The sequence below is a fragment of the Methylocystis bryophila genome (genome assembly GCF_027925445.1).
In the GTDB taxonomy this organism is placed as follows: domain Bacteria; phylum Pseudomonadota; class Alphaproteobacteria; order Rhizobiales; family Beijerinckiaceae; genus Methylocystis; species Methylocystis bryophila.
On sequence record NZ_AP027149.1, the window covers coordinates 1,439,007 to 1,465,849 of the forward strand.

Consider the following 26,843-nt stretch of genomic DNA (forward strand, 5'->3'; position numbering starts at 1 on the left):
CCTTCAAAGGGCCTGACGCGCTTCAGGCCCAGCCTTGCAGCTCGCGTCGCGCCAAGGTCTCGAGCAGCCGCATGCCTTCCTCGCCGTCGTTGAGACAGGTTATGCGCGCAAATTTCTCGCCGCCCTCTTGCAAGAATTCGTCCCGGAGCTCGAGGCCAATCTCCTCGAGCGTCTCCAGACAGTCGGCCGAAAATCCCGGCGTCATGACGACGAGACGTTTCACGCCCTCGCGGGCAAGGGCTTTCACGACCTCCGTCGTGTAGGGCTCGATCCATTTCGCCCGGCCGAAGCGCGACTGAAAGGACAGGCGCAGCTGCCGCTCGGAAACCCCCATCGCCTCCCGCAACAGACGCCAGCTCGCCTCGCATTGCGCTTTGTAGGGGTCGCCCGCGTCGACTTGAGACCGCGGCAGGCCGTGGAAAGAGGCGAGCATGACCTCGGGCTCGAAGTCCAGCGCCGCGACGCCCGCGCGGAGGCTGCTCGCCAGCGCGTCGATATAGGCGGGGTCGTCGAAATAAGGCGGCAGGAAGCGCAGCGTCGGCTGGCGCCGCATTCCGCCCAAGATCCGCGCGACGGCGTCGAAGGCCGTGGCCGTCGTCGCCGCTGCGTATTGCGGGTAGAGCGGCATGATGAGGATGCGCTCGCAACCGCGCGACATCAGCCCCGTTAGACCCGCCTGCAGCGACGGCGCCCCATAGCGCATCGCGAAATCGACGAGGACGGGCGACGCGCCCGACGCGCCGCTGCGCATTCGCTCGGCGAGCCCTTCCGCTTGCGCGCGGGTGATCGCCCTGAGCGGAGAATCGTTGAGTTCCTTATTCCAAATGGCCGCATAGGCTTGGGCGGACTTCTGCGCGCGGAGGGGAAGCACGATCCCATGCAGCGCCGGCGCCCAAAAGAGCTTCGGCAGCTCCACGACGCGAGGGTCTGACAGGAATTCCGCGAGATAGCGTCGCACGGCTTGCGGCTCGGGCGCGTCTGGCGTCCCGAGATTGACGAGCAGCACGCCGATGGGGGCCGCGTCGAAGGGGGTCACGATCTCTCCATTCCAAGAGCCCGCTGGAAGGCTTCTCGCTCCTCCTCGCTCAGCCGAAAGGCGTGCTCGGGGCCGGGAAAGCCGCCCGAGCGCACGTCCCTCGCATAGGCGGCCAGGGCGGAACGCAGAGCGTCGCCCAACGCCCCATAGAGGCGGTTGTGCTTGAACGCGCGCCGCGTGATTCCGGCCAGGTCATTGACGACAAGCACCTGGCCGTCGGCTTGGGGGCCCGCGCCGATGCCGATCGTCGGCGCCTTGACTTCTCGCGTGATCGTTGCGGCGAGCTCCTCCGGGATGAGCTCGAGAACGATGAAATCCTGGCCGGCCGCATCCAGCGCGCGCGCGTCTTCCAGCAGCTTCAACGCCGCGGAAGCCGTTTTGCCTTGGCGGCGCTTTTCCGCATGGTGCTGCGACTCCAGGCCGATGTGACAGCAGACGTCGAAGCTCGACGCCTTGAGCGCGCGAACGAGTTCTGCGTCGGCGCCTTCGAACTTGACGCAATCCGCGCCCGCGTCGCGCAGAGCCCTGGCGCTGGCAAGCGCCTGATCTTCAGTCTCGTAGGTCGCAAAGGGCAGATCGCCGATGATGTATGTGTCCGGCGCGCCCCGGCGTGCGGCGGCGATGTGATGACTCATGTCGGAGAGCGTCACGTCTCGCTCATGCGCATAGCCGAGGACATTGACCCCGACGCTGTCGCCGACAAGGATGATGTCGACGCCGATCTCCGCGGCAGCTTGCGCTGTGGGCGCGTCATAGGCGGTGACGACGACGATTTTTTCGCCCCGACGCTTCATGTCGGCGAATGACGTGCGGCTTCGCGCCATCTGAAGCTTTCCGAAACGCGCTTTGCGGCCGCTCAGCGCTGCTGGGTGTCGGGGCAGGATTTTGGAACTGCGGGCACGCGCAGCTCCTGAAATCCGCCGGTGCATTTGTCGCAGCCCGAAAGCAGCCCGCAAAGCGCGGCGAGAGCCGCGAAGATCAAATGGCGCCTCATCCCTGTCCTCATGGCGTCAACCGAGACGCTGGCGCCATTATGCGTTTGGCGTCTGACCAGAATAAGGCGTTTGCTAGACCGTCTTGTCCTGCCAACGACACAGGTCGAGCAAGAGGCAGCGCCCGCACTCGGGTCGACGCGCCTTGCAGATATAGCGGCCGTGCAGGATCAGCCAGTGGTGGGCGTGGCGCTTAAATCGATCCGGCACGATGCGCTCGAGACCTTGCTCGACGATCTCCACGGTTTTCCCGGGCGCGAGCGGCAGCCGGTTCGAGACACGAAAAATATGGGTGTCGACGGCGATCGTCGGCTCCCCGAAGCCAATGTTCAGCACGACATTGGCGGTCTTGCGGCCAACGCCAGGCAGCGCTTGGAGCGCCGAACGGTCGTTCGGCACTTCGCCCCCGTGACGCTCCAAGAGCAGCCGGGAGAGGCCGATCACATTCTTGGCCTTGGCGCGAAAGAGGCCGATCGTCTTGATGTGCTCAATCAGCCCGGCTTCGCCGAGCGCCAGCATTTTCTGAGGCGTGTCCGCCAGTCGGAACAGGGCTGCTGTCGCCTTGTTCACGCCGGCGTCGGTCGCCTGCGCCGAGAGGACGACGGCGACGAGCAGCGTGAAGAGGTTGCGATAATGAAGCTCGCCCTCGGGATTCGGATTGGCGGCGGCCAGGCGCTCGAAGATCGCCTCGATGCGCGCGGCTTGGTCAGCTTTGCTCGCCGCCCGACGGCGCGGGGCCGTCACGGCGCTCGTTCCGCGCTCTTTGCGGCGAAGGCGGCTTCGGCCTCGCGCAGCAGCCGCGCTTCATGGCGTCTGACGTAAATCCAGGCGCAAAAGAGCGCATAGAGCAGCGCGACGAGCCCCCATATGGCGAAAGGGCCTTCGACTCGCCGGAAGGCCGAAGTCAACGCATAGCCTCCCAGGCCGAGGGTGAGCGCCCAAGCGACGCCGCCGATCGCGTTGCAGAGGAGAAAGCTGCGGGCGTCGAAGCGGTTGGCGCCGGCGAGAACGCCGACCCAAATGCGCAAGAGCGTGACGAAGCGTCCGAGAATCACAATCCATGCGCCCCATCGCGCGAAGAGATAGCGCGCCAGCGTGAGCCTCTCCGCGGTCAAGCCGAGCCATCGCCCGCGCCGCTCGAGGAAGGGCGCTCCAAAGGCTCTTCCCACCCCATAGCCCGCGGCGCCGCCCAGGATCGCGCCCGCCGCCGCGCTGAGGATCAGATAGTCGATCCGCAAGCCTCCCGTCTGTCCCGCATAGATCGCGCCGCCGACGAGCAGGGTCTCCCCGGGCAGCGGCAGGCCGCCGCTTTCGAGCGCGACAACCAGGAAGAGCGTCAAATAGCCGTAGGCGCTCAGAATTTGGACGATCCGATCTTGATCGAGAAGATGTTCCATGAGGTCTGCTGTTTGCGGCGTCGTGGCGTCGCCCGCGAGCTTGTCATATCGCGCCGCCTTTATGAAGCGCCGCGCGGCGTCGCGGGCGAAACCTGCGTCGGCGCGCGGCAAGCCGTCGCGCCGGCCATGCTTTGTTCCAGAGCCTCTTGAGAAATTTTCGCTTTCCTCCTAAATCCCGCGCCGCCCGAGCATCAAGCTCGGCCCGCGGATTGGGATCGGAAGGGCCATGGCCAAGGAAAAGTTCTCACGCACGAAGCCGCACTGCAACATTGGGACGATCGGTCACGTGGACCACGGCAAGACGTCGCTGACGGCGGCGATCACCAAGGTTCTGGCGGAGACGGGCGGAGCGACGTTCACGGCCTACGATCAGATCGACAAGGCTCCGGAGGAGCGGGCGCGCGGCATCACGATCTCGACGGCGCATGTCGAATATGAGACCTCGAAGCGGCATTACGCGCATGTCGACTGCCCCGGCCACGCCGACTATGTGAAGAACATGATCACGGGCGCGGCGCAGATGGACGGCGCGATCCTGGTGGTTTCGGCGGCCGACGGCCCGATGCCGCAGACGCGCGAGCACATCCTTCTGGCGCGCCAGGTCGGCGTTCCGGCGCTTGTGGTGTTCTTGAACAAGGTCGACATGGTCGACGATCCGGAGCTTCTCGAGCTCGTGGAGCTCGAAGTGCGCGAGCTGCTCAGCAAATATGAGTTCCCGGGCGACGACATTCCGATCACCAAGGGCTCGGCGCTGGCGGCGCTGGAGAACAAGACGCCCGAGATCGGCCATGACGCGATCCTCGCGCTGATGAAGACGGTCGACGACTATATTCCGCAGCCGGAGCGTCCGAAGGATCAGCCCTTCCTGATGCCGGTGGAAGACGTGTTCTCGATCTCGGGCCGCGGCACGGTGGTGACGGGGCGCATTGAGCGCGGCGTGATCAAGGTCGGCGAGGAAGTGGAGATCGTGGGCATCCGTCCGACGTCGAAGTCGACGGTGACGGGCGTCGAGATGTTCCGCAAGCTGCTGGACCAGGGCGAGGCGGGCGACAACGTGGGTTGCCTGCTGCGCGGCACGAAGCGCGAGGAAGTGGAGCGCGGACAGGTTCTGTGCAAGCCCGGCACGGTGAAGCCGCACACGAAGTTCAAGGCGGAAGCCTACATCCTGACGAAGGAAGAGGGCGGGCGTCACACGCCGTTCTTCACGAATTACCGTCCGCAATTCTACTTCCGCACGACGGACGTGACGGGCGTGGTGACTCTGCCGGAAGGCGTTGAGATGGTGATGCCGGGCGACAACATCTCGATGGAGGTGGCGCTGATCGTTCCGATCGCCATGGAGGAGAAGCTGCGCTTCGCCATCCGCGAAGGCGGCAGAACCGTCGGCGCCGGCGTCGTCGCCAGCATCATCGAATAAGGATCATGGACCGCGAGTTAAACGGCTCGCATTTACAGCGAGCGGGGAAGGGGTAGAAGCCCTTCCCCGCTCGCTCCCGAGGGGATGGCTGAACTTGAGTGCGCTTTCGAAGCCCTATTACTGAGATTCTTGGTATGACTTCGTAACAAGATAAGCCTGAAATTGTTTTTGATTTTGAAAAGACAGAAAGTCTTAATTTCCGCGCCGCTTCGCTTCTATCGTGCTTGAAAGCAGACGTGTCCAAGCATGAGCAGCTCGATTGCCGGCATCCACTAGGGATTTATAATGTTTCAATATTGCGTATTCTTAAAAAATTAAGTAAGGTATGTGAAAAAATTGAGGCGCTCTTCCGTAGCGTGAATTCTGCCTCCGAAATGATTGGGTCAAATTCGTTGCAGGAGGAGGTCATCGACTATCTTGAATTGTCAATTTACTCAGCAGCAGAGCATATTGACGATGTTGAATCTATCATCAGGTGTTTTTTTGGGGTTTATGAGCGTTATGACAAGATTCCGGCCGTTCGAAGATTTAAAGAAGAAATCAAACCTATCAGAACTCGCTTATCTGGATTTGCTAATGCGATAAAGCATCGGCAGTCAAGGATTAGATTATTACATTGCGATTTTGAGCATGGTGGTCACAGAATTTGCTTGCATGGCTTCTTCATTGAAGAATTCAAAGATGGCGCGTGTTCTCCATCTCCTATTTTTCACTCAGGTAATCAAAAAGTTATCTCTGTTACATCGTTTGCATGGAGTGTGCTTATTTATATTTATTCTATATCTAATTCATTGTGCTCTTTGCTAAATGCGCTGAATATTGTTGAGACTTACATGGTTGAGTATAATAAGAATGATTTATTAGCGAAGTGTGTTGTTGGGTTGGTAAGGCTCCCTCTTTATTCTTTTGATGATATTCACCCCTTTCACGCAACGAGGGTTATTATGCGCTTTCAGAGCAGCAAGCTGATAGATTCTGGTCTATATGGCTCGCTATCTCGACGCTGGAGCAAGAGTTCCAAAGGAGGTTTTAATAGAATAATACATGGGTATGAAGGAGACGGTGTAACCAGAAAATTTAATCTAAATCCTCCAAACGCACTTTCTCTGGAGCACTGGGATTGACGTCAGCTAATGGCGGGGTGCAGCAAGGCCTCTAACTCTAGATCACTCGCGCGGCCAATTCTCCACCCGCAATCCCGGGACGCGCTCAAAAGCCGCGTCGTCGGTCCCATCGAATGGGCGTGGGCGGCGATGAAGAGGTCGTTCGCACCCTTCGCCGGGGCCTAACCTTCCACGATGTTGAGGCGTTGCTGAATTCGCTCGATCTTGAGCTGTATGGAAGTGATCGCGCCGTCTTGAGTAACCTCGCTCTGCATGAACGCGGCCACATGGCCCTTCATGCCTCGCATGTCGGCCTTGAGATCCACAATGTTGCTCGCGATGTCGGCGAGCTTCCCTTGGATCGCCTTTAGCGTCTCCAGAAGCAGCTCGTTTGTCACATTGTCGGCCATGTCTTTCCCGATCCCTGCGGGAAGAAAAAGATAATCCAGAGATCGCCGGGGTTCAAGACGAGCCCTGGCTTCCCGCCATCTCAGCCGGCCTGCCCCTCAATCGAAAAGCCGCGCAATTTCCGCCATAGGCAGAAACAGCTTCATCGGCCGGTCCGGGAAGGGCAGGAAGCTTTCTCGCTCGTAGAACCGTCGCGCCGCTTCGTCCTTGGCGTCGACAACGACAGCAAATGAGGCGATCTCGCTACGCAGCGCGCGAAACAGCGCGTCGGCGAGCAGAAAGCGCCCGTATCCCTTTCCCTGATGCTTTCGTTCGACCGCCAATCGGCCGAGGAGGGTTGCGGGAATGAGCGGATAGCGTGGCAAGCGCCGCGCCGTCGGCTCAGGAAGCTCGCAAAGACTGAGCGCCGTCGCCGAGAGCGTGTAATAGCCCCCGACTGACCCGTCCGGCAGGATCAGCACGAAAGGCGCAGCCAGTTTCTTTCTGGCGTCCTGGCCGGCCTGGACCCGGAAATACCGGTCTAGCGCTTCGACGCCGCTCTCGAAAGCCGAGCGATCGTGCTGCGGGCCGAGAACTTCGACGCGTAGCGCTTCGCCGCCTTTGACCATGCGTCAGACGCCGGTCGCCTGCCGGTAACGTCGTACCGTGTCGCGCAGCCGTTCGTTCGCCGGCTTCGGACCGAGAAGCGCGTCGACGAAGACTTGGCTGTCACGCAAAGAAAGCTCCAGGCGCTGGTGCTCCTCGATGGCGCGACGGGCGGCTTCCTGGACGCTGGTCAAAACGAAGTCCGTCACCGTTCGCCCTTGCAGGGCGGCGGCTCGTTCGATCAGAATTTTTTGATCGGCCGTGATCCGCGTCTCCAAACGCTCGCGGCGTATGCGAGCGCGGGCGGAAGGCAAGGCTGGCTCGGCCATGGTCAATCTCCTGGACCGAAATGTACGTCCAATGGCCGGGTGCGTCAAGGATTGGACCGTGAACTCGCCTCACTCGCGCAGCCAATTCTCGACCCGCAATCCCGGGACGCGCTCAAAAGCCGCGTCGTCGGTCACGAGGATAAGCCCCAATGAGCGGGCGTGGGCGGCGATGAAGAGATCATTCGCGCCGAGCGTCGCGCCCAGTCGTTCGAGCTCGGCGCGCAATTGCCCATAATGCGAGGCCGCGGCTTCGTCGTAAGCGACCACGCCGATGCAGGCGGCAAGGTCGCGCACCGCCGCGTCGAGGGCGGGGCTCGCTTTCTTTTCTGCGCCGAACAATATTTCGCTCAAAGTGATCGTCGAGACGCACATGCGTCCCGCCTCGGCGTCGAACCTGCCTAACACCCTCTTTTCACGCCGCTTGATGACGGCGGCGCAAATATTCGTGTCGAGCATATAGCGCATTAGAAGATGGCTTCGTCATCCAGCGGCGGCTGCGTCGGGCGCTCGAAATCCGGGAACGGCGGATGCCGTTTGGCCCACTCGGTGAATCTCTTGCCGGCGGGCGAGACGATGCGCGATTCTCCGACGACGACGATGTCGACCTCCTTGACGCCCTCAGGGAAAGCGACGGCCTTCGGCAGGCGCAGGGCCTGTGTCTTATTGCTGAGAAAGAGGGTGGTGGCGGCGGTGGTCATCAGGCCTCTGCACCTTTTGTATATCCAGTATGGATATATACTGCGTGCGGGCGTCGGGATCAATTCTCGGCCGGAGGTGGACCACGAGCCTCCCGGCTCGCATGAACGCAACCGCGGGCGGCGGGCCAGTAGGCCCGCGCGCTCCCATTCGCGGTCCGCCGTCAGGCGGCGCGCGTCGACTTCTCGTCGCGCAGGAAGGCGGGCATCTGGGGCTCGGACTTGGTCTTGGCGTACGAGCGCATGCTCGCGGCGGGCGGAGCGTTCGTCACTTCGAGCGCAGCGGCGACGGCCGAAACGCCGATCTCGCGATAGAGACGCGCCAGCAGATCGTGCTGGGGATTGGGCAGCGGGGACTCGCCGAACTCGGACACTAACAGCTTGGACATGGGGCTCTCTCGGCATGGGAGGGAAGAGCAGGGAGCAAAGCTGCATCAGATTGTCGGCATCCCCTTAAAGCTTGGTTAAGCTAAGCCGTGAGTTCCGGCGCTTTACGCAGGCCTTGCGCCACGCGATAATGCCTGTCACTCGGCTTCAAACGGCCCCTTCGGCGCGCGAGGCGGGCGAAAAGCTAAGAGCGAAAATCAATGCGTCGTCACCTGCCGCCAGAACCCATCTCCCAGGCGGCCTTGTGGAGCCGTAGGCTCGGTCTTTTCGCGGCGGTTGTCGCAGCGCTGGCGCTCGCGCTCATGCGGCTGCATGTTCTCGAGCCGGTCGCCGCTTTGACGACGCTCGGCGCGGCGGTGGCGATTTCGCTCGGCGCGCTGCTTCTTTTCGTCGCCGCCTGCGTGACGATTTGGCGAAGCGGCGCGCGGGGCTTAGGGATCGCGCTCGGCGGCTTGTTCTTCATCGCCGCGACGCTCGCCTATCCGAGCTACTTGGCCTTTGAGGCCGTGAAGCTCCCCAAGCTCGCGGACGTCTCCACGGACATCGCCGATCCGCCGGATTTCTCGCGGTCCGCCGCGGCCTTGGCGGCGCGAGGCGGCGTCGCGCACGCGAATCCTCCCCCTGAGTCGCGCGCGGGACAGCGCTCGGCCTATCCCGACGTCGAGCCGATCGTTCTCGATATTGAGACGGACGAAGCCGTTCCGCTCGTGCTCAAATCGGCGGCGGCGCGCGGCTGGCGTCTCGTGGACCAGCGCGCGCCAAGCCCGCGTAGCGGCGAAGCGCATCTCGATTTTCTCGACACCAGCCGGATCTTCGGTTTCGACGTCGATGTGACGGTGCGGCTGCGGCCTCTCCCAGGGCAAACGCGGGTCGATGTGCGGTCAGCCTCTCGCTATGGGCGCCACGACTTCGGCTCGAACGCGCATCGCATCCAGGCCTTCGCGGACGAGCTGCAAAATCAGCTCGACGAGCGAGAGGAGACGCCTATCCCGCCCGAGCGGCCGCCCATCAGGCCCTCTACCGTTAAGTCGTCTCCATCGACTCGAGCTCGTCGATAAGCCCAGCGATCATATTGAGGCCGATGGACCAGAAGGCGGGATCGCGCGCATTCAGCCCGAAGGGCGCGAGCAGCTCGGCGTAGGGTTTGGAGCCGCCGGCTTCGAGCAGCGCGAAATAGCGCTCGACGAAACCCTCATGCGCCTTTTGATAAACGCCATAGAGCGAATTGACGAGGCAATCGCCGAAGGCATAGGCGTAGACGTAGAACGGCGCGTGGATGAAGTGCGGGATATAGGCCCAGAAATTCTCGTAGCCGGGGCCGAGGCGGATTGAAGGCCCGAGGCTCGCGCCCTGCACGCTCATCCAAAGCTCGCAGATGGCGTCGGCGGTGAGCTCGCCGCTACGCCGCGCGAGATGCAGCTTGCGCTCGAAACTGTAGAAGGCCGTCTGCCGCACCACCGTGTTGAGCATGTCCTCGATCTTGGAGGCGAGCATGGCGCGGCGCTCCACCTTGTCTTCGGCCTCGGCCAGTATTTTGCGGAATGTCAGCATCTCTCCGAACACGGAGGCCGTTTCGGCGAGCGTCAGAGGCGTCGGCGCCATGAGCGCGCCCTGCCGGGCCGCGAGCACTTGATGCACGCCGTGACCGAGCTCATGCGCGAGCGTCATGACGTCGCGAGGCTTGCCCTGGAAATTGAGTAGAACGTAAGGATGCGCGGAGGGCACGGTTGGGTGCGAGAAGGCGCCCGGCGCCTTGCCGGGGCGGGCCGGCGCGTCGATCCAGCTCTTCTCGAAAAAATCTCCGGCGATCCCCGCCATCTGCGGCGCAAAGCCATTGTAAGCCGCGAGGACCACGTCCCGCGCCTCGCTCCATGTATATCGCTTCGCCGGCGCCATCGGCAGCGGCGCGTTGCGATCCCAATAGTCCAGCGCATCCTTGCCGAACCACTTGGCTTTCAGTCGATAATAGCGATGCGAAAGTTTTGGATAGGCCCCCTCGACCGCGGTGACCAGCGCTTCCACCACCTCGCCCTCCACTCGATTGGCGAGATGGCGCGAATCCGCGACGTCGGCGAAATGTCTCCAGCGATCGGAGATTTCCTTGTCTTTCGCGAGCGTGTTGGAGACGAGGGCGAAGATCCGAAGATTCGCCTTGAGCGTCGCGCCGATCGACTCGGCTGCAGCACGGCGCGTCTCCTCCTTCTCGTCTTGGAGCAGATTGAGCGCGGGCTCGATCGCGAGCTCCTCGCCCAGGATCGGGAAGCGCAAGGCGGCGATCGTTTCGTCGAACAGCCTGTTCCATGCGGCGGAGCCCGTCACCGACTTCTCGTGGAACAGCTCCTCGATCCTGTCCTCCAGCTCGTGAGGCTTTTCCTTCCGGATGTCCTCGAGCCAAGGCCGCCAGTGTGACAGGGGCGACTTCTCGGCGGCGGCAAAGAGAAGCGCATCGTCGATTCGATTGAGCTCGAGCTGAAAGAACAGCGTCGCGGTCGAAGCCTCGACGACCTTGCTCTGAACGTCGGCGTAGAACTTGCCGCGCTTCGGATCGCTCACGTCGCCGGCGTGCAACAGCCCTGCAAAGGACATGAGGCGCCCAAAAAGATCCTGCAGCGCCTCATAACGCGAAACGGCGACGCCGAGCTTTTCGCTCGCCTCGCCGCTGGCCGCGAGCGTCGCGAGCTTGCCCCGATAATCTTCGGAAAATTGGCGCGCTTCCCGGTTTGCGCGATCGAGATCGTCGCGGAAAGCCGGCGAATCCGGCCCCGGGTAAAGGTCGCCGAGGTTCCATTCCGGCAAAGGGCCGATATCGGATACCGCTGTTGGGGTCGGCATAGCGTGCTCCTAAGGCTTGAACGGCGCGTGTTTCGCCTAATAGGGCGGGGGCGGCTATCGATCAAGAAGCCCACGGCGCAGGCGCAATTCTCGCATGTGCAATTCTCATGCGCAAAGCTCTCGCCGAGAGCGCGATGCGAAAAAGCGGAAACCGGTGATCCAGCGTCTCCAGGATCCCATTGTCGCGCCAATTGGAGTTAACTCCAACTTTACCCTGTTCCTCGACTTTAGGCGTAAGCGTGGGGAAAGCTTTCGTCCTCCGCATGTGCTTCGGGAGACAGGCGACGATGGCTTCGACGATTCTCATTGCCGATGACGATCCCGTCCAAAGACGGCTCTTGGAGGCGATGATTCGTCGGTTCGGCTATGAGACGGAGTCCGTCGAGAGCGGCGAGCAGGCTCTGGCCCGGCTCACGGCGTCCGATTCTCCGCCGATCGCGCTGCTCGTTCTCGACCTCGTCATGCCCGACCTCGACGGCATGGGCGTCCTCGCGAGAATGCGGGAAGAGAAGCTGCAGACGCCCGTCATCGTGGAGACGGCGCATGGCTCCATCGAAGTCGTCATTTCCGCGATGCGCGCCGGCGCTTCGGATTTCGTCGTGAAGCCCGTGGGCGCGGAACGTCTGCAGATTTCGATCAAGAACGCGCTGGCGGCCGATGCGCTCGCGGGCGAGATTCGCCGCGCCGCGCGGCGTGCGCAGGGCGTTTTCAACTTCAGGGATCTCGTCTCCCGGAGCGCCGAAATGGCGCGCGTCATCCGTCTCGGGGAGCGCGCCGCGCGGTCGACCATTCCGGTCCTGATCGAAGGCGAGTCGGGCGTCGGCAAGGAAATCGTCGCGCGCGCCATCCAGGGCGCCTCCGATCGCCGCGGCAAGCCCTTCGTGACGGTCAATTGCGGGGCGCTGCCCGCGAATCTGGTCGAATCGATTCTTTTCGGCCACGAGAAAGGCGCCTTCACCGGCGCCACGGAGAAGCACGCGGGCAAATTCGTGGAAGCCAACGGCGGGACGCTGTTCCTCGACGAGGTGGGCGAGCTGCCGCTTGACTTGCAAGTGAAGCTTTTGCGCGCGCTGCAGGAGGGCGAGATCGATCCGATTGGCGCGAAGCGATCGGTTCGTGTCGACGTCCGGCTGATTTCCGCGACCAATCAAAATCTGATCGAGCTCGTGAAACGCGGTCAATTTCGCGAAGACTTGTTCTACCGGCTCAATGTGTTTCCGATCGGCATCCCACCGCTGCGCGCGCGCAAGGAGGACATTCCCGATCTCGTGCATCGCTTTTGCGCGCGTTTTGCCGCGGAAGAGGGACGAACGATACGCGGCGTGTCGCCTGAAGCGATGTGCCTGCTTGCTTCCTATGATTGGCCGGGCAATGTCCGCCAGCTCGAGAACGCGATGTTTCGCGCCGTGGTGCTCGCGGAGGACGACGAATTGACGGTCGCCGAATTCCCGCAGATCGCCAACACTGTCTGCGGCTTCGACGTGCGCGTGCCTCCGGCGCCGAGCTTTTCCGAGTTGCGGCCGATGCGCGAGCGCGAGATCGTGCGCGTCGAGGTCCGCGATCCCAATATGTTGGGATTGCTCGGAAAGAGCGGCGATATGCGCAAGCTCGAGGACATCGAGGCGGAGACGATCCGCTTTGCGCTCCAGCATTATCGCGGACAAATGTCCGAGATCGCCCGCCGCTTAGGGATCGGTCGCTCGACCCTTTACCGCAAGATGAAGGAATATGGGCTCGGCGACGAAGGGCTCTCCGAATCGAGCCAGGATGCGAGCCTCGTCGCTTGAGGCGCTCGTCGTTTAGCTAAGATCGCAAAGCGCGCGGTGCTTCGGTTCGCGGTGCTTCGGTTCAAGGCGCCTTGGATGGCTCTGCGCCCGAGGGACGCCATTCCAGAATCAACGTCGCACGCCCCGACTTGCTGGGCATGCCGGCTCCGATCGATTTGAACCCTTCTCTTAGATAGAACCGGACCGCGCGGTCATTGTCGGCGTTCACGTCGAGACGCACGAGGCGCGGCGAACGCTCGCGTGCGGCGGCGAGAAGCACCGGCCCGACGCCCGCCCCGAACTGCTCGGGATGCACGCAGAGTTGGTCGAGCCATCCGGTCTCGGGGTCGATCGTCACGAAGCCCAAGAGAGAGTTTTGGGCCTCGTCCCAAAGACAGAGGGTCTGTGCGCCCTGCGCCTCCAACGCGGCAAGACGATCGAGGAGCCAGGCGCAGCGCGTCTCGAAGGCGATCTCGGCATATGTCGCGCGCCAGGAGGCGACCCAAAGCGCGAGGAGCTCCGTTGTCTCGGTTCCCGAGCGCAGCGCGATGCTCCAGCGGCGCGCCCTTTCCACTGAGGATCGACTCATGCTTTCCTCACCAAATCGAGCAGCAGCCGATGAATCGTTTCATTGCCGGCGCAGATTTCGTTGCGCGCTAGCATGTCGCCGCCGCCGACGAGATCGGTGACGTAACCGCCGGCCTCGCGCACGAGCACGACGCCCGCCGCAATGTCCCAGGAGTTGATGCCGCGCTCCCAATAGCCGTCGCAGCGTCCCGCGGCCACCATGGCGAGATCGATAGAGGCGGCGCCCAGGCGGCGGATGTTGCCGATCTTCGCCATCGCCGCGGCAAGCTCGATCTGGAAGCGCTCATGGCGCGCGCGCCAGGCCAGAGCAGGAATGCCGCAAGCGATCATCGAATCCGCCAAGCTTTTGCGAGAGGCGACGCGCATGCGCCGATTGTTATGATAGGCGCCTTGACCTTTCTCGGCGATGAACATGTCGTCAGTCGCCGGATTGTAAACCACGCCCGCGACGAGCTGGCCTTCGCGCTCCAACGCGAGCGAGACGGCGAAGACCGGAATCCCGTGCAGGAAATTGGAGGTGCCGTCGAGCGGATCGATGTGCCAGCAATGGCTCTTATCGGCGCCTTCGACGACGCCGCCCTCCTCCATCACGAAGCCATAGCCGGGCCTCGCGCGGGAGAGCTCCTCAAAGAGCACGGTTTCGGCGCGCCTGTCCGCCGCCGTGACGAAATCGCCAGGCCCCTTGACCGAGACTTGCAGGTTCTCGACCTCGCCCAAGTCTCGCTTCAGGCTGCGGCCGGCCTTGATCGCCGCCGCGGTCATCACATTCATCAACGCGGTGCGGATCATCGAATTTCCAGGGGGGCCATCGGGACATTCCCAATGCCCGTCCGGTCGGGGCTGCGTCAAGTCGCGGTTGAAGGCGCGAGGCCGCCCAGGGGAGGGGCGATAGCGCAAGCCGCCGGAAGGCGGCACGGCGGGCTTGCCCTAAACCGCGGAATGAGCGCCTTGTTCCGTGCAGAATGGCGCATGCAGAGTCCGCTATTGCCAATGCGTCACAATGCAGCTAAAAGCGCGCGTCGCTTGGGCGCGCTCCTAAAGGAGCCGGCGCCGCAATATGCGATGCGCCCGTAGCTCAGCTGGATAGAGCACCAGACTACGAATCTGGGGGTCAGAGGTTCGAATCCTTTCGGGCGCGCCAAGTTCCGCCGAATCTGCGATTTCAGGCGCACGACTACTCCAGACCACGAAGGCAGAAACTCGTTGTCGTAGGAGAGGTGGTGTTGGGTGCCTCTCGGCGTTCGCATCGGCGCATTGCTGTGGACAATGCGTTGATTGCAAGCCACCGCTGCTGACGCAGTCATTTGTCCGATGTGCCCAGGTGCGTTTAGCGCGGCTGGAAGCCGGGTAGGCTTCCGCGCACCCAATTCCATACCCGCAGATACCCGATCGTTATCCGAGAGTCCTGACTCCTCGCGTGCTGGTGGCTGCGAAACCAGGGTGGATTATCGGGTCTAATCGGGTATTATTGGGTATGGAATCAGATATGAGGGCGGCCTCGGCATGAGGGAGCCCAAGCTCGCACTTGGCCCCGACCTCGTGAAGCTCATCGCAGAAATCGATGAGTTCAAAGGGAGGTGGGAGGCCCTTAAGACACTCTCGCCAGACCGCCTCCACGCACTCCGCAAGGTGGCGACCATCGAGAGCGTCGGCTCTTCTACGCGCATTGAGGGGGCGAAGCTATCAGATGCAGAGGTCGAGGACCTGCTCTCGCGGGCGATCTCGATTAAGTCTTTCAAGACTCGTGATGAGCAGGAAGTGGCCGGATACGCCGAGGCAATGGACCTCGTGTTCGAGGCCTACGCCGACATGCGTCTCACCGAGAACCATATCCGCCAAATACACCAAACCTTGCTGCGTCACAGCGACAAGGATGCGCGCCATCGCGGCTCTTACAAGACGCTCTCCAACAATGTCGTGGCGCTCGATGCGGACGGGCGGGAGATCGGCGTCGTGTTCGAAACGGCCTCGCCTTTCGACACTCCGCGCGAGATGGAAGCGCTCGTCGCCTGGACGCGAAAAACGCTGGATGAGGAGGCACTACACCCTCTCCTCGTCATCGCCGTCTTCACCGTGACGTTTCTGGCGATCCATCCTTTTCAAGATGGAAATGGGCGGCTCTCGCGCGTTCTCACCACGCTCCTCTTGCTGCGAGCAGGCTACGCTTATGTGCCATATGCCTCGCTGGAGCGGGTGATCGAGGAAAACAAGGATCTGTACTACAAAGCGCTCCGGCGCACGCAGACGACGCTCAAGAGCGAAACGCCGGATTGGGAGCCATGGGGTGGCTTCTTCCTGCGCTGCCTCAAAAAGCAGAAGGATAGCCTCGCGGCGCGACTCGACCATGAGCGGATCGCTCGGAGCAGCGAGGCCGATTTGCCAGGGCTCTCGATCCAAGTCCTCGAAGCACTGCGGGCGAAAGAGCGCCTGACGATCGCGCAGCTTGCATCAATCACCGACGCAAATCGGAACACGCTGAAAGTACGTCTGCGCGAGCTGGTCGCAGATGGGCGCGTGCGGCAGCACGGCAAGGCACGCGCCACATGGTATTCACTTTGAGCGCCGAGCCGCCAACCATCGACCAGGCACAACTCACAGGCATCATCTGCGAGCGGCCACAGAATTTTGCGTGGTTTCTGGGCGCGGGCGCATCAAGATCCGCGGGGCTTCCAACTGCGACAGACATCATCTGGGATTTGAAGCGGCGCTACTATTGCCAGCAGGAGAATGAGGACATTTCCCGGCAGGATGTGCACCTCGAAGCCGTGCGATCCCGCATTCAATCCTACATGGCTTCGAGAGGTTTTCCTGCGGAATGGGCTCCCGAAGAATATTCGACCAGCTTTGAAAAAATCTTTGGCGACGACAAGGAGCGACAGCGCCGGTATCTCGCGGGTATCCTCGCCGAGGACAAAGCCACGCTCTCCGTTGGCAACCGTGTGCTCGGCGCGATGCTCTCCTCAGGTCTCAGCCGCGTCGCCTTCACCACGAATTTCGACAGCATCGTGGAGAAGGCCGTCGCCGAGGTGAGTGGCAATTCCCTTTCCGCCTATCACATCGAGGGCTCGCGTTTGGCCGCCCAAGCCCTCAACAACGAGGAGTTCCCGTTCTGCTGCAAGCTTCATGGCGACTTCCGCTATGACAGCGTGAAAAATCTTGCCGCAGATCTTGCCACCCAAAACACCGAGCTCGCGCAGGCGCTCAAAATAGCAGCGGGTCGCTTTGGCTTCGTCGTCGTCGGATTCAGCGGCCGCGATGAGAGCGTGATGGCTCTGTTCCGGGAAGCGATCGATGCTCCCAATGCGTTTCCGCATGGATTCTATTGGACGGGCATCAAGGGCGTGCCGGTCGCTCCGCCGGTCGAGGAGCTCTTGATCGCCGCGCGCGCCAAGGGCGTAAAGGCCGCATACGTCGCCATCGAAACATCCGATGCGCTGATGCTCCGCATATGGCGCAATCTTCCGGGCAAATCGCCTGAGCTGGATAAGAAGGTTCGCAAGTCACAGGCGGCGAGCGTTTCGATTCCACTGCGGGGAGCAGGGACCCGCAAGCCGATCATGCGGCTCAACGCGCTTCCCCTTACCGGTCTGCCTGGTGAATGCCAGAGCCTCGCGTTCACATGCGATAAAGAGTGGCGCGCGTTGCGGGACGTGCAGCGGAAATCAGAAGGCCGCCTGATCTTGACAAAAGCGGACACGGTTCTTGCCTGGGGAGCTGAGGCCGAGGTTCGCGAACACTTTAAGGCGGACCTCAAGACGCTTGCGCCTTTCGACATTGGCGACCGGCTATTGATGCTGGATGATCATCTCTATCTCAAGGGCTTCCTTGAGGAGGCGCTGTGCGCCGCGATCATTCGCGGCAAGCCGCTATTGACGCGAACACATGGTCGGAACGCCTTCATCATCGCGGACGCACATGCGCAGGATCAGTCCGCATTCACGGCCCTCGCCCAGATCACCGGCAAGGTTCACGGCCAGATCGACGGGTTAGTCGCGCCCGCCGACGATCATCACCCTGATCCGGAGCGCGTTCGCTGGGCGGAAGCGCTGCGCATATCTCTTGACCTACGTGATGGAAAATACTGGCTGATTGTTGATCCCGATATCTGGATCTGGCCGAGCCGAGCGCGCCGCGTCGCGGACGAATTCATGGACAGGCGGCGGGGCGATCGCTTCAACAAGAAATACAATCAGCTTCTTGACGCCTGGGTTCGCCTGATTGTCGGCACCGATGTCCGAAACACCGAAGTCACCGTATCGGCCTTCGCCTCGGGCAGCGCAGCCGAGAATCCTTCGTTCTCCTTTGGCACGCGGACGGGCTTTTCGCAAAGGCACGTATCATGAGCGGGCCGCAAAGTGAACTTTCGGGTTATGCGAGTGTGCCGGAGCCGGACCTGCTGTTCGCGGGAAACAAATTGCAAAAACACCCGCTGCTGGGTCTGATCAGTCACGGTCCTTTCGGCCTCAAATACGGTACACCCAACACGTTGCGTCTCGCGCTGGTCGCGCCGAGGCTGCATCAGCAAAAACTTCCGACCCTCATCCGCGAATTGAACGGCAGCGCCAAGCCGAAGGAAGCTGTCAACTACTATCCTGAGTATCCGGGATTCTTGAAGGTCTTCCGGATTCCGATCGCGGCGGTAAGCGACAATCTGGTTCTGACATTTCCTGATGCGCTGGAGAACCATGCGCGCAACGGCGAGAAACACGAACTTGCTCGCGGACTCTTTCAATGCCTCGCCCAACTCAAATCCCTGCGCAGCAATTTTGATGTCGCGCTGGTCTATCTCCCGGAACACTGGGCCGCGTGTTTCGAGGGCGAGAATTTTGACTTTCACGATTTTCTCAAAGCATTCTGCGCGCCATCCAACATTCCAATCCAGATTGTCCGCGAGGCGAGCTTCACGCGCGTATGCCGCGCGAATGTCATGTGGGGGCTAAGCGTCGCGCTCTATGCCAAGGCAGGCGGCGTTCCATGGAAGCTGACCGGCCTGCGTCAGGACGAAGCCTATATCGGCATCAGCTACGCAATGAAGGCTGACAGGGAAGGCAACGAGTACACGACCTGTTGCAGCCAGATCTTTGACCCGGACGGTACCGGCTTCCGGTTCGTCGCGTATGACGCGCGAGAGTTCACACAGGATGGCCGCAAGAACCCCTACCTCTCCTACTATGAAATGCAGTCCGTGCTCTCGCGCAGCCTGGAGATTTATCAAGGCGGCCATTTCGGGCGCTCGCCCAAGAAAGTCACCATCCACAAGAACACGCCGTTCAAGGAGGAAGAGCTGCTAGGCGCGCTCGATAGTTTCAAGGACGGTACTGAGGTCGAACTGGTTCAGATTGTGAAGGGCACGGACTGGAAGGGCGTGCGCTTTGATCTCAAGTCGCCGCCGCAGGCCCACAACTATCCGGTGGAACGAGGCACCTATTTTCCGCTCTCGGTGAACGAGGCGCTGCTATGGACACAGGGTAGCGTCCAGGGCGTCCACGTCACCAATCCGAGCAACAACGTCTACAAAGAAGGCGCACTCAAGCCGACGCCATCGCCTGTCCTGGTCCGTCGCTTCAGCGGCGCGGGCGGTTGGCATGAGACCTGCGCTGGAATCATCGGGCTCACGAAAATGGATTGGAACAATAACACGCTCTACAAGAAGCTTCCCGTGACGCTGGTCTACTCCAAGGCATTCGCTGACATCATCCAGCAGAATCCGGATATGGTGGATAGTGTCTTCGATTTCCGCAGTTTCATGTAGCGCGAAGCCCCTAAAACATAAGGTGAAATGGGGTCCTTGGTATCGTTAGCTGATCGGACCACTTCCTCCCCATGCGCCGAGACCGAATTGAGGTTCCACTTGGTCGTAGCAGCTTTGGCGAGCCGCGGATGCTTCTGGTGGCATCCGCGGGCCGAAGGTGGAAAATTCATAGTGCTCCAGCGGAAACGTAGTTATCAGTTTCATCTACGCTGGGACGCCATTGAAATCAATAAATTAAGCGAGCGGCGCCGTTCTAGAAGTCGATTTGGAACGGCGTTCTTCCGCCATCTGTCGAGCCCCCGAGTTCGGGGGATCGAAAAAACATCAGCCACAGCCGAAAAGGCGCCCAAACGTCGCCTATGCCGAGAACATGGCGCGTCTCGGGCGAACCGACTGCGAGAGCGCCCGCTTCATCTGTCGCGCCTGTAACAGGATCAGCGCAGGAAATTGACGAGCGTCGGCGCGGCAATAACGTTACAAACGCCCGCGAACACCATCACCAGACCCGCGATTGAGCCCTCTTCCGATCCAAGCTCATGCGCCTTTGCGGTGCCGATTCCATGCGCGCTCATTCCGAGCGCGGAACCGCGCGCCAGCGCAGACTGAATGGGAAGGCGAGACAGGATTGCTTCCCCGATAAACGCCCCCGACAATCCCGTGACAATGACAAACACCGTCGTGAGGTCGGGCAGGGCGCCAATGTCCTTCGCGACAGCCAGGGCGAAGGGCGTGCTCGTGGAGCGCGGGAGAAGGCTAAGGCGTGTTGTCGCATCGAGGTCGAGCAGCGATGCAAGCTGCCAACTCGTCACCAAGGCTGTGACGCTCCCGGCCAGCACCCCCGCGACCAGGACCGGCCAGCGCCGCCGGATCAGCTCGCGCTGCCGGTAGATTGGCGCGGCGAAGGCCACGGTCGCGGGACCGAGCAAAGACACCAGCCAACCCGTCCCGCGGATGTAGTCGTGATAGCTGCTGTGGAGTGAGAGCATCGCAATCGCCAGCGGCGCTGGCGCGGCGGCGATCGGCGTCAACCACAAGCGCGGCCAAAGTCGATACAGCCGTTTCACGGCGAGATAGAACCCGATCGTCAAGAGCGACCAGAAGACAGCCTGAGCGATGGCGTTATGGAACAGCGCGATGAGAAGGTTCACGGCGAGAGCTCCTAGAGCGTTTCAACATTTTTCAGAATCGGGAGGATTCCCAATTCTTTTGGATTGTGATTCAAGATGCTGGCTGGGCAGGAGGCCAGCATTGGATGACGCGACCCCTTTCCAATGATCTTCGCGAGCGTGTCGTGGCGGCCGCGGCGGCGGGCGAGAGCTGCCGTTCGGTGGCGCAGCGTTTCGGCGTCGCGGTTTCCTCGGTGGTGAAGTGGTCTCAGCGCCGCCGCGCCACGGGTTCCGTCGCGCCCGCCAAGATGGGCGGCTATCGCAAGCCGACGCTCGAGGCGCACAAGGACTTCATCGTAGAGCGGATCGAGCAGACGCCGCATCTGACCTTGCACGGCCTCAAAGACGAGCTCTTGGCGCGCGGCGTGAAGGTTTCCCACAACGCCGTCTGGCTGTTCCTGCGTCGTGAGGGACTGAGGTTCAAAAAAAACGCTGTTCGCGCTTGAGCAGGCGCGCGCCGACGTCGCTCGCAGGCGTCGGCGTTGGCGATCCTGGCAGGATCGTCTCGATCCCCGGCGCCTCGTCTTCATCGACGAGACCTGGATCAAGACCAACATGGCGCCGCTGCGCGGTTGGGGAGCGAAGGGCAAGCGCTTGCGCGGCTTCGCCCCGCACGGCCACTGGCGCACATTGACCTTCGTCGGCGCGCTGCGTCATGACCGCCTCGCCGCGCCCTGCGTTTTCGACGGGCCCATCAACGGCGAATGCTTCCGCGCCTATGTCGAGCAGCAGCTTTTGCCGATCCTCCAACCAGGCGACATCGTCGTCATGGACAATCTCGGCAGCCACAAGTCTGCAGCCGTGCGGCGCATGATCCGGGCGGCCGGCGCAAGGCTTTGGTATCTTCCGCCCTATTCGCCCGACCTCAACCCGATCGAGCAGGCCTTCGCGAAGATCAAGCACTGGATGCGGCAGGCCCAGAAGCGAACGATCGAGGAGGCCTGGCGCCACATCGGCTGTCTCACCGACGCCATTGAACCCGGCGAATGCGCAAACTATCTGCGCAACGCCGGATACGCTTCCGTTAAAACGTGAAACGCTCTAGATCACGATGCGTTTGAGCGGAATCGCTCAAACGCAGATAACGCGATCGATTCCAAAGTTTTAGAGCGCGATTGGCGCGGAAAACCGGTTCCCACTTTTTCGCATCGCGCTCTGGAGCATGTCCCGGAAAAGTGCGAAGCGGTTTTCCGGTCAGGACATGCTCCACCCTTTTGATTTGGCGCGATTCCTCACCGCTCGAACGATTCCGTTCGAGCGGGAAGCGCGCGAGTGCAAAGGTCAACGACGATGGCGGTCACGGCTAAGACGGCGCCTGTGCTTGCGAGGATCATGATGAGGATCTTCAGTCCGATCAGACCGAAGAGCTCATGGTGATCAAAGATCGCCATGAGGGCGGGAATGAAAAAGAGAACCATCTCTGCAAGCAGCAGATCGGCGCCCCGATCCAGCGCCGAGAGGCTCACCACCTTCGCGGAAAGCAAGGCGAGAACCAAAAGCAGTCCGATGATGGCCCCAGGAACGGGGAGACCAAGCAGGCGCGCAAACGCCTTGCCAATCAGCCAGAACCCCATCAGCAGGCAAAGCTGAGCCGCCAGCTCGAGCACGGCGGCTCGCGGGCGGGCGCCGGTCTTTCGTTCAGGCATGGCTCTCGTCTCCTTCCCCTTGTTGCGGTCATCAATAGGCTTGTTCTGATCATGCGGAAAATGAATTATAGGAATGGATATAATTCCATTTCCGAATGAGTCAGAACGTGAAAACTCGAAACCTGCGGATCTTCGTCGAGGTCGTGCGGCAAGGCGGCTTCTCGCAAGCCGCCAAGGTGGTGTTCGCGACTCAATCCACGGTCAGCAAGGCCGTCAAGCAGCTCGAGGATGAGCTTCGGGTTCCGCTGCTTGATCGGATCGGCCACCGCAGCTCGCTCACTGCCGCTGGCGAGATCGTCTATCGCCGGGCGCTCAAAATGCTCGCCGATCAGGAAGACCTGACGGCAGAGCTCGAGGCCTTGCGTGGATTGAAGCGCGGAAGGCTGAGGCTTGGCCTGCCGCCTGTCGGCAGCAGTATCTTGTTCGCGCCGCTCTTCGCCGTTTATCGTGAGCGCTATCCGAACATAGAAATCCGTCTCGTCGAGCATGGCGCGGATCGCTTGGCCGAAATCCTGGAGGCAGGGGAGATCGACCTTGCAGCGGCGTTGCTGCCGCTCGCCGGCGCCTTTGAGTCGCAGGAAGTGCGGCGCGAGCCGATCGTCGCCGTGCTATCAGCCCATCATTCGCTGGCGCGGAGGAAATCGGTTTCCTTCGCCGATCTGCGGAGGATCCCATTCATTCTATTCGAAAGCGGCTTCGCGCTTAACCGTATCATCCTGGACGGATGCGCGCGGCGCGGGTTCGAACCAAGGATCGTCGCGCGCAGCAGCCAAATCGACTTCATCATAGAACTCGCCGCTTCCGGCCTCGGCGTGGCCTTTCTCCCCGCCCTGATCGCGGAGAACCGGAGACATGCAGGCGTCCGAACGGCGTTGCTGGCCGAGCCGAATATGGAGTGGCGAATCGCGATGATCTGGCGGCGTGAAGCCTATCTTCCGGAGTCAACGCGGGCGTGGCTTGCGCTCACCAAGGAATGTCATCAGGCGCTCCCGCCCATTCTGCAATCGAATTGATTCAGGCCATGAAAACTTGATTTGTCCCGACTCGCGACGCCAAAGTTTGAGGATGTTATCGAAGCAGATTGCGTTCGTGTCGCGCAACGAAGGGCGGAGAAGCGACTATCCTCGTCCAAGGGTCATCAAGCCGGAACGGAGGTCTTTTGGTTCTCGCCAAGCCTCGCGGCGGACTGGTCGGGGAGATGCGCCTTCCACGTCACCAACGCGGCTTGTCCGGCGTCTGAGAGCGCATAGACTCCGCGCTCGACCCGGATGAACCAGCCGTAGACGTTGCGAAGCAAAATCTTCGGCGCGTCCGGAATGGCCTCCTTCAGATCGCGTGGGCGGGCGGGCGCGAGCGCCATTGCCCCGGCGCATTGCAGCGCCTGCTGTCGGTAGGCGGTCATGATGGGCTGTCGCGTGCCGCCGCCCGTCGCCGGATCTCCCCTGCGCCGCCGGTGCTCTTCGAGGATCCGAGAGCGGCGCTTTGCATTGAGTCGCGGCCGCCATGGAACCGGCTCGACCAAGACCTCCACCCTGCCGGAGTTGGATACGCAGAGCAGCCCAAAGCCGAGCATTCGACAGAGTCTCTTGACCCGGGAGTCGGACTCGCGTCCGCGTCCGCGCGCCGATGCGCGGACGGCGAGCCAAATCTCATCGCAAGCCGTGGATCGATCCACGCCCTGAAGAACAAGATCGAGCGTGAAGCTCAGCTTCAACTCGCAGATGACGAGCGCGATCGGCGCGCCGCGATCCACCGCCACGACGTCGCAGCCGCAAACTTCCCCTTTCACCTCGAAACCCAACCCTTCGAGGAAGCGCTTGACCGGCAGATAGAGGCTCGTTTCCAACCTTCGACCTCGAGGCGCGCCGCGAGCTCGCGCTCAACGACGAATCGGTAATCTGTGAGGATAATACCGGCGCAGGGGGCGATTCCAGATCAGGGTTAGAAGCGCTGCCGAACGGAAGTCATCGCTCTCCTCAACTGCTGCATTGGATGAGTCTTGCGTCCGTATAAAAATTGAACACCCGTAAAAAATATTCGCATCTTAGTATTGATATTGCATTCCGTGTCCTGCGCGACACTATGCCACGGTTCTTGTTGGTATTAAATTTTGGCGATGTATTGCCTATGTGATCTTGTTGATGCATTGCTTGCGAGGTCAAATTGAGGCTCTATATGTGCCGCTCCGCCGCCGCCCAAGATCAACTACTTGCTTCTGATGACGCTACGCCGGCTCTGGATTGGGTCATCACTTCGCGCGGCGCGCCAGCGCGAAGCCTCTCGCTCATCTTCGCTGCGAGCTTGGTTTTGGAGAAGCTGGAGAAGCTGGCGATCGTGGCGGCTCTCCGTAGAAGCGGTCTTGGCGACCATGGCTCGACGCCAATCGCCGTCGCGGTCCTATGCTTCGCCGGCCTGCGCTTTTTCATGCGCCGACAGCAATGCCTCTGCGAGCGCATCGTCATCAAAGGCGGAGCCATGCGCGTCGCCCGTTATCGACGCGGCAAATTGATTGAGCAGCGGCGCGTCAAGCTGGCGGGTCTTGCCATCGAGTGCCGCGCCGATGGGAATTCGGCATGCTCGTTTCTCGCGCTGAGGATTGACGAGAGAGCGCATAGACTCCGTCGGAGGATCGAGATCGCGCGTCATCTGACCCCCGTCGAGCGCGCGCAGTTTCTTCGCGACTTCCTATTCGCCCTATGTTCGAGGGGCGCAAATCCCGCCATCTTCGATCATGACGGCTGTCCTCTCGCCTTGAACGACTGGCTCTTCTCGCCATGCGCCGAGTCGCCCTGCCGCCCATCGTCGTGGCGGCGCGACTCCGTTCTGACGAGAGCCTGTGGATCCGCGCGATGACTCGTTCTCCCCTGCTCCACCACGCCTATCGCATTTGCGTCCTGCTTGCTCTGATCTCTGCGGCGCTGGGGATCGTGAGCGTCGGCCCGTCGAGAAACGCTCCGCAAGCCTTGTTCGCCGGTGAGTTCCGACTGGTCTCGGCGGATGGCGCACGAGTCGACAGCCAGAGCTTGAAGGGCAGGGCCTATGCCGTTTTTTTCGGCTACACCCATTGTCCTGGCGTCTGTCCGACGACCCTGGCCGAGTTCGCGGCCTTGCGGCGCGATCTTGGAGCCAAGGCTGACGGTTTCGCGCTTTACTTCATCACGCTTGATCCCGAGCGCGACACCAGCGCTGTCCTAAAGGACTACGTGGCCTCCTTCGGGCCGGGAATCGTCGGCTTGAGGGGGCTTGAAGATGAGGTTGTCGCGGCGGCGGACTCTTTCCGCGTGCATCATCGTAGAGTGCGTCTCGACGACGGAGGCTACGCGATCGATCACAACCCGGCGGTTTTCATCGTAGATCCGGAGGGGCGTGTCGTCGACATGCTCATGCTCGGCATGACCCGAGGCGCGGCGCTTGCGAAGCTGGAAGCCGTCCTAAGCCATAGCGCACGGGTCACGACGCTCAGCGCAACCGCGGCGCCCATTCCCGCGTCTTTCGGCTTCGCACGCTTGCCGTGGCGCGAGGCCGTCCCGTGAACGGCGAAAGCGCGCCAAGCCACATCCTCAAGCGCGGATCATTCACATCGCTGAGTCTTGTGCGACAAGATGCCGCGCAACGATCTCAGCTCAACTGCATAGCGAATATTGTTTCAGAGTCGTATCGTTACTTCTCTCCGAAACGGTGGTTCGCTTGAAGAGCACGGCGTTCAGAGTTTTGCGAACAGATCGACCGGTCGTCGCACTGGCCGCGGCATTTTTTGTTGTTTTTCACGCGCTGGTTCTCAGCTTCTCCATCGGAGCGGTCGCTGACGGCAGGGTGAGCTGCGCGTCGAGCCCGGTATCGTCAACCGATTCCTCTGCGCCCCTAGCCCCTGCCGTTCATCAGTTTGGCGCCTGTTGTGTCCTTCATGGGGATGTATGGGCGGGCGACGCGGTTCAACGCACCGCTTTCGTCACGCGATCGATAGAAGTTTCACATCAGCCTCCACACATCGTCTTCTTGGCAGGCTCAATCAACCAAGATCCTGAACTCAATCCGATTGCGCCACGCGCTCCGCCTGCGCGCTCCGTCTGACTCCGCTTCAACTTTCAGCTTCCCCTCGTCGCGAGCTTCGAGACGAAGGGCGCAACGGATTCACTCGGACGAGCCCCGATCTCAAGATCGAGCGCGCTCAAGGAGCTCACATGAGCATCATCATTCGGGCCATCGGCGTCGCGCTGATTGGCGGGCTTGCCGCATTTCTGGCCTTTGGGCCTGGCGCCCCACATGGCGCGCAACTCTTCTCACTGCTGCTCGGCTGGACGAGCTATAGCCGCTTCGGCGGCAGACTGGACGGCTTCAAAAGATCGACCCTACACAGCCTGGCCGGCGTGGCGCTGGCGCTGGCGGCGGTGGCTTTTGCCGCACAGCATGCGTCGATCGCTCGAAGCGTCGATTTTGCAATCTGGGCGGCGACCGGCGTTGCGGTCACCCTTGTGCTGCTGTTTCTGGCGACGAGGCTTCCGTTGCTCTCCGATTTCGGTGCCTTGTTGCTCGGCTACGCGGCGATCGCCGGAACAGCGGGCGGACTCTCGCTCGATGCTTTCCTATCGCCCTCGATCGCCAATCCGGCGCTTGGGGTCCTGATCTCTCTGCTCCTCGGCGCTTTCCTCGCCTGCGGCGCAGACATGCTTACGCAGGCTCTCGAGAAGCGCCTGCCGCATGGCCGAGGCGCCGCCGCCTGACTTGTCGCTCGGGAAGGCGGCGC

General features: G+C 61.6%; 29 protein-coding genes, 1 tRNA gene and 1 pseudogene. 14 read left to right on the top strand and 17 right to left on the bottom strand.

Annotated features, from left to right (window positions below; translation table 11 throughout):
* Positions 1 to 22 precede the first annotated feature (22 nt).
* From hemH to QMG80_RS06780, 5 genes are all read right to left on the bottom strand, one after another.
* The gene (gene hemH, locus QMG80_RS06760) at positions 23 to 1,036 is read right to left on the bottom strand and encodes a ferrochelatase (RefSeq protein WP_199768971.1); all 1,014 of its coding nucleotides are present in this window, start codon (positions 1,034 to 1,036) and stop codon (positions 23 to 25) included.
* Positions 1,033 to 1,860: a 3-methyl-2-oxobutanoate hydroxymethyltransferase gene (panB, locus tag QMG80_RS06765; protein ID WP_085772124.1), complete on the bottom strand. Its 828-nt coding sequence runs from the start codon at positions 1,858 to 1,860 to the stop codon at positions 1,033 to 1,035. The genes hemH and panB overlap by 4 nt, the downstream gene beginning before the upstream one ends.
* Before the next feature lie 32 nt (positions 1,861 to 1,892).
* Positions 1,893 to 2,030 (bottom strand): hypothetical protein, encoded by a 138-nt coding sequence (locus tag QMG80_RS06770; protein ID WP_199768972.1) that lies wholly within the window; start codon positions 2,028 to 2,030, stop codon positions 1,893 to 1,895.
* Between the two features lie 73 nt (positions 2,031 to 2,103).
* Positions 2,104 to 2,772 (bottom strand): endonuclease III, encoded by a 669-nt coding sequence (nth, locus tag QMG80_RS06775; protein ID WP_085772125.1) that lies wholly within the window; start codon positions 2,770 to 2,772, stop codon positions 2,104 to 2,106.
* Positions 2,769 to 3,536: a DedA family protein gene (locus tag QMG80_RS06780; RefSeq protein ID WP_245299923.1), complete on the bottom strand. Its 768-nt coding sequence runs from the start codon at positions 3,534 to 3,536 to the stop codon at positions 2,769 to 2,771. The genes nth and QMG80_RS06780 overlap by 4 nt, the downstream gene beginning before the upstream one ends.
* A 115-nt stretch (positions 3,537 to 3,651) precedes the next feature.
* Here QMG80_RS06780 and tuf point away from each other — a divergent pair, with 115 nt between their 5' ends.
* Together tuf and QMG80_RS06790 are read left to right on the top strand one after the other, a co-directional pair.
* The gene (gene tuf, locus QMG80_RS06785) at positions 3,652 to 4,842 is read left to right on the top strand and encodes an elongation factor Tu (RefSeq protein ID WP_085772126.1); all 1,191 of its coding nucleotides are present in this window, start codon (positions 3,652 to 3,654) and stop codon (positions 4,840 to 4,842) included.
* Between the two features lie 236 nt (positions 4,843 to 5,078).
* Positions 5,079 to 5,966, top strand: a complete 888-nt coding sequence (locus tag QMG80_RS06790; protein WP_158658770.1) for a hypothetical protein — start codon at positions 5,079 to 5,081, stop codon at positions 5,964 to 5,966.
* A 161-nt stretch (positions 5,967 to 6,127) separates the two neighbouring features.
* Here QMG80_RS06790 and QMG80_RS06795 read toward each other — a convergent pair whose 3' ends face one another.
* From QMG80_RS06795 to QMG80_RS06820, 6 genes are all read right to left on the bottom strand, one after another.
* Entirely contained in the window at positions 6,128 to 6,355 is a 228-nt protein-coding gene (locus tag QMG80_RS06795; protein ID WP_085772127.1) for a hypothetical protein, read from the bottom strand.
* Positions 6,356 to 6,451: 96 nt separating this feature from the next.
* Positions 6,452 to 6,961: a GNAT family N-acetyltransferase gene (locus tag QMG80_RS06800; RefSeq protein WP_085772128.1), complete on the bottom strand. Its 510-nt coding sequence runs from the start codon at positions 6,959 to 6,961 to the stop codon at positions 6,452 to 6,454.
* 3 nt (positions 6,962 to 6,964) lie between these two features.
* Positions 6,965 to 7,267 carry a type II toxin-antitoxin system TacA family antitoxin gene (locus tag QMG80_RS06805; RefSeq protein WP_085772129.1) on the bottom strand — a complete coding sequence of 101 codons (303 nt, stop codon included), beginning with the start codon at positions 7,265 to 7,267 and terminating at the stop codon, positions 6,965 to 6,967.
* A gap of 69 nt (positions 7,268 to 7,336) precedes the next feature.
* A complete protein-coding gene (locus QMG80_RS06810; protein ID WP_085772130.1) occupies positions 7,337 to 7,732 on the bottom strand; it encodes a PIN domain-containing protein in 396 nt (131 codons plus the stop codon).
* Entirely contained in the window at positions 7,732 to 7,965 is a 234-nt protein-coding gene (vapB, locus tag QMG80_RS06815; RefSeq protein ID WP_085772131.1) for a type II toxin-antitoxin system VapB family antitoxin, read from the bottom strand. Before vapB ends, QMG80_RS06810 begins: the two co-directional genes overlap by 1 nt.
* A 161-nt stretch (positions 7,966 to 8,126) precedes the next feature.
* Positions 8,127 to 8,351: a hypothetical protein gene (locus tag QMG80_RS06820; RefSeq protein ID WP_085772132.1), complete on the bottom strand. Its 225-nt coding sequence runs from the start codon at positions 8,349 to 8,351 to the stop codon at positions 8,127 to 8,129.
* A 198-nt stretch (positions 8,352 to 8,549) separates the two neighbouring features.
* On the opposite strand from QMG80_RS06820, the gene QMG80_RS06825 reads away from it, so the two are divergent.
* Positions 8,550 to 9,407: a DUF1499 domain-containing protein gene (locus tag QMG80_RS06825; RefSeq protein ID WP_085772133.1), complete on the top strand. Its 858-nt coding sequence runs from the start codon at positions 8,550 to 8,552 to the stop codon at positions 9,405 to 9,407.
* Here QMG80_RS06825 and QMG80_RS06830 read toward each other — a convergent pair.
* Positions 9,373 to 11,181: a M3 family oligoendopeptidase gene (locus QMG80_RS06830; protein WP_085772134.1), complete on the bottom strand. Its 1,809-nt coding sequence runs from the start codon at positions 11,179 to 11,181 to the stop codon at positions 9,373 to 9,375. The genes QMG80_RS06825 and QMG80_RS06830 overlap by 35 nt on opposite strands.
* A 287-nt stretch (positions 11,182 to 11,468) precedes the next feature.
* Between QMG80_RS06830 and QMG80_RS06835 the strand changes: the two genes are divergently transcribed.
* Positions 11,469 to 12,968, top strand: a complete 1,500-nt coding sequence (locus QMG80_RS06835) for a sigma-54-dependent transcriptional regulator (protein WP_085773724.1) — start codon at positions 11,469 to 11,471, stop codon at positions 12,966 to 12,968.
* Between the two features lie 61 nt (positions 12,969 to 13,029).
* On the opposite strand, the gene QMG80_RS06840 is transcribed toward QMG80_RS06835, so the two are convergent.
* Both QMG80_RS06840 and QMG80_RS06845 read right to left on the bottom strand, forming a co-directional pair.
* On the bottom strand, positions 13,030 to 13,536 hold the full coding sequence (locus QMG80_RS06840; protein WP_085772135.1) for a GNAT family N-acetyltransferase: 507 nt from the start codon (positions 13,534 to 13,536) through the stop codon (positions 13,030 to 13,032).
* Positions 13,533 to 14,324 (bottom strand): inositol monophosphatase family protein, encoded by a 792-nt coding sequence (locus QMG80_RS06845; protein ID WP_085772136.1) that lies wholly within the window; start codon positions 14,322 to 14,324, stop codon positions 13,533 to 13,535. Before QMG80_RS06845 ends, QMG80_RS06840 begins: the two co-directional genes overlap by 4 nt.
* A 275-nt stretch (positions 14,325 to 14,599) precedes the next feature.
* Here QMG80_RS06845 and QMG80_RS06850 point away from each other — a divergent pair.
* The 5 genes and pseudogenes from QMG80_RS06850 (at position 14,600) to QMG80_RS06870 (ending at position 19,287) form a co-directional block, all read left to right on the top strand.
* Positions 14,600 to 14,676: transfer RNA gene (locus tag QMG80_RS06850), tRNA-Arg, on the top strand.
* 362 nt (positions 14,677 to 15,038) lie between these two features.
* A complete protein-coding gene (locus tag QMG80_RS06855; protein ID WP_085772137.1) occupies positions 15,039 to 16,094 on the top strand; it encodes a Fic family protein in 1,056 nt (351 codons plus the stop codon).
* Positions 16,095 to 16,486: 392 nt separating this feature from the next.
* Positions 16,487 to 16,801: pseudogene (locus QMG80_RS06860) on the top strand (SIR2 family protein); the annotation flags it as partial.
* A 75-nt stretch (positions 16,802 to 16,876) separates the two neighbouring features.
* Positions 16,877 to 17,878 (top strand): hypothetical protein, encoded by a 1,002-nt coding sequence (locus QMG80_RS06865; protein WP_281926497.1) that lies wholly within the window; start codon positions 16,877 to 16,879, stop codon positions 17,876 to 17,878.
* Positions 17,875 to 19,287, top strand: coding sequence for an argonaute/piwi family protein (locus QMG80_RS06870; protein ID WP_085772138.1), 1,413 nt, complete (start codon positions 17,875 to 17,877; stop codon positions 19,285 to 19,287). The genes QMG80_RS06865 and QMG80_RS06870 overlap by 4 nt, the downstream gene beginning before the upstream one ends.
* A 434-nt stretch (positions 19,288 to 19,721) precedes the next feature.
* Here the strand turns inward: QMG80_RS06870 and QMG80_RS06875 are convergent, their stop codons facing one another.
* Positions 19,722 to 20,435: an LrgB family protein gene (locus QMG80_RS06875; protein WP_085772139.1), complete on the bottom strand. Its 714-nt coding sequence runs from the start codon at positions 20,433 to 20,435 to the stop codon at positions 19,722 to 19,724.
* 104 nt (positions 20,436 to 20,539) lie between these two features.
* Between QMG80_RS06875 and QMG80_RS06880 the strand changes: the two genes are divergently transcribed.
* A protein-coding gene (locus QMG80_RS06880) for an IS630 family transposase (RefSeq protein WP_102938102.1) occupies positions 20,540 to 21,488 on the top strand; the annotation gives its coding sequence in 2 pieces (ribosomal slippage) (positions 20,540 to 20,875 and positions 20,877 to 21,488; 948 coding nt in all).
* Between the two features lie 197 nt (positions 21,489 to 21,685).
* Here the strand turns inward: QMG80_RS06880 and QMG80_RS06885 are convergent.
* Positions 21,686 to 22,099, bottom strand: coding sequence for a CidA/LrgA family protein (locus tag QMG80_RS06885; protein WP_085772140.1), 414 nt, complete (start codon positions 22,097 to 22,099; stop codon positions 21,686 to 21,688).
* Between the two features lie 107 nt (positions 22,100 to 22,206).
* Between QMG80_RS06885 and QMG80_RS06890 the strand changes: the two genes are divergently transcribed.
* A complete protein-coding gene (locus QMG80_RS06890) occupies positions 22,207 to 23,112 on the top strand; it encodes a LysR family transcriptional regulator (protein ID WP_085773726.1) in 906 nt (301 codons plus the stop codon).
* A 125-nt stretch (positions 23,113 to 23,237) separates the two neighbouring features.
* On the opposite strand, the gene QMG80_RS06895 is transcribed toward QMG80_RS06890, so the two are convergent.
* Entirely contained in the window at positions 23,238 to 23,945 is a 708-nt protein-coding gene (locus tag QMG80_RS06895) for a DUF2161 domain-containing phosphodiesterase (RefSeq protein ID WP_085772141.1), read from the bottom strand.
* 578 nt (positions 23,946 to 24,523) lie between these two features.
* Between QMG80_RS06895 and QMG80_RS21680 the strand changes: the two genes are divergently transcribed.
* The 3 genes from QMG80_RS21680 to QMG80_RS06910 all read left to right on the top strand — a co-directional run bounded on the left by QMG80_RS21680 (position 24,524) and on the right by QMG80_RS06910 (position 26,820).
* On the top strand, positions 24,524 to 24,952 hold the full coding sequence (locus tag QMG80_RS21680) for a hypothetical protein (RefSeq protein WP_425351470.1): 429 nt from the start codon (positions 24,524 to 24,526) through the stop codon (positions 24,950 to 24,952).
* Positions 24,949 to 25,632, top strand: a complete 684-nt coding sequence (locus QMG80_RS06905) for an SCO family protein (RefSeq protein ID WP_158658772.1) — start codon at positions 24,949 to 24,951, stop codon at positions 25,630 to 25,632. The genes QMG80_RS21680 and QMG80_RS06905 overlap by 4 nt, the downstream gene beginning before the upstream one ends.
* A 648-nt stretch (positions 25,633 to 26,280) precedes the next feature.
* Entirely contained in the window at positions 26,281 to 26,820 is a 540-nt protein-coding gene (locus tag QMG80_RS06910) for a DUF1097 family protein (RefSeq protein ID WP_085772144.1), read from the top strand.
* Positions 26,821 to 26,843: the final 23 nt, after the last annotated feature.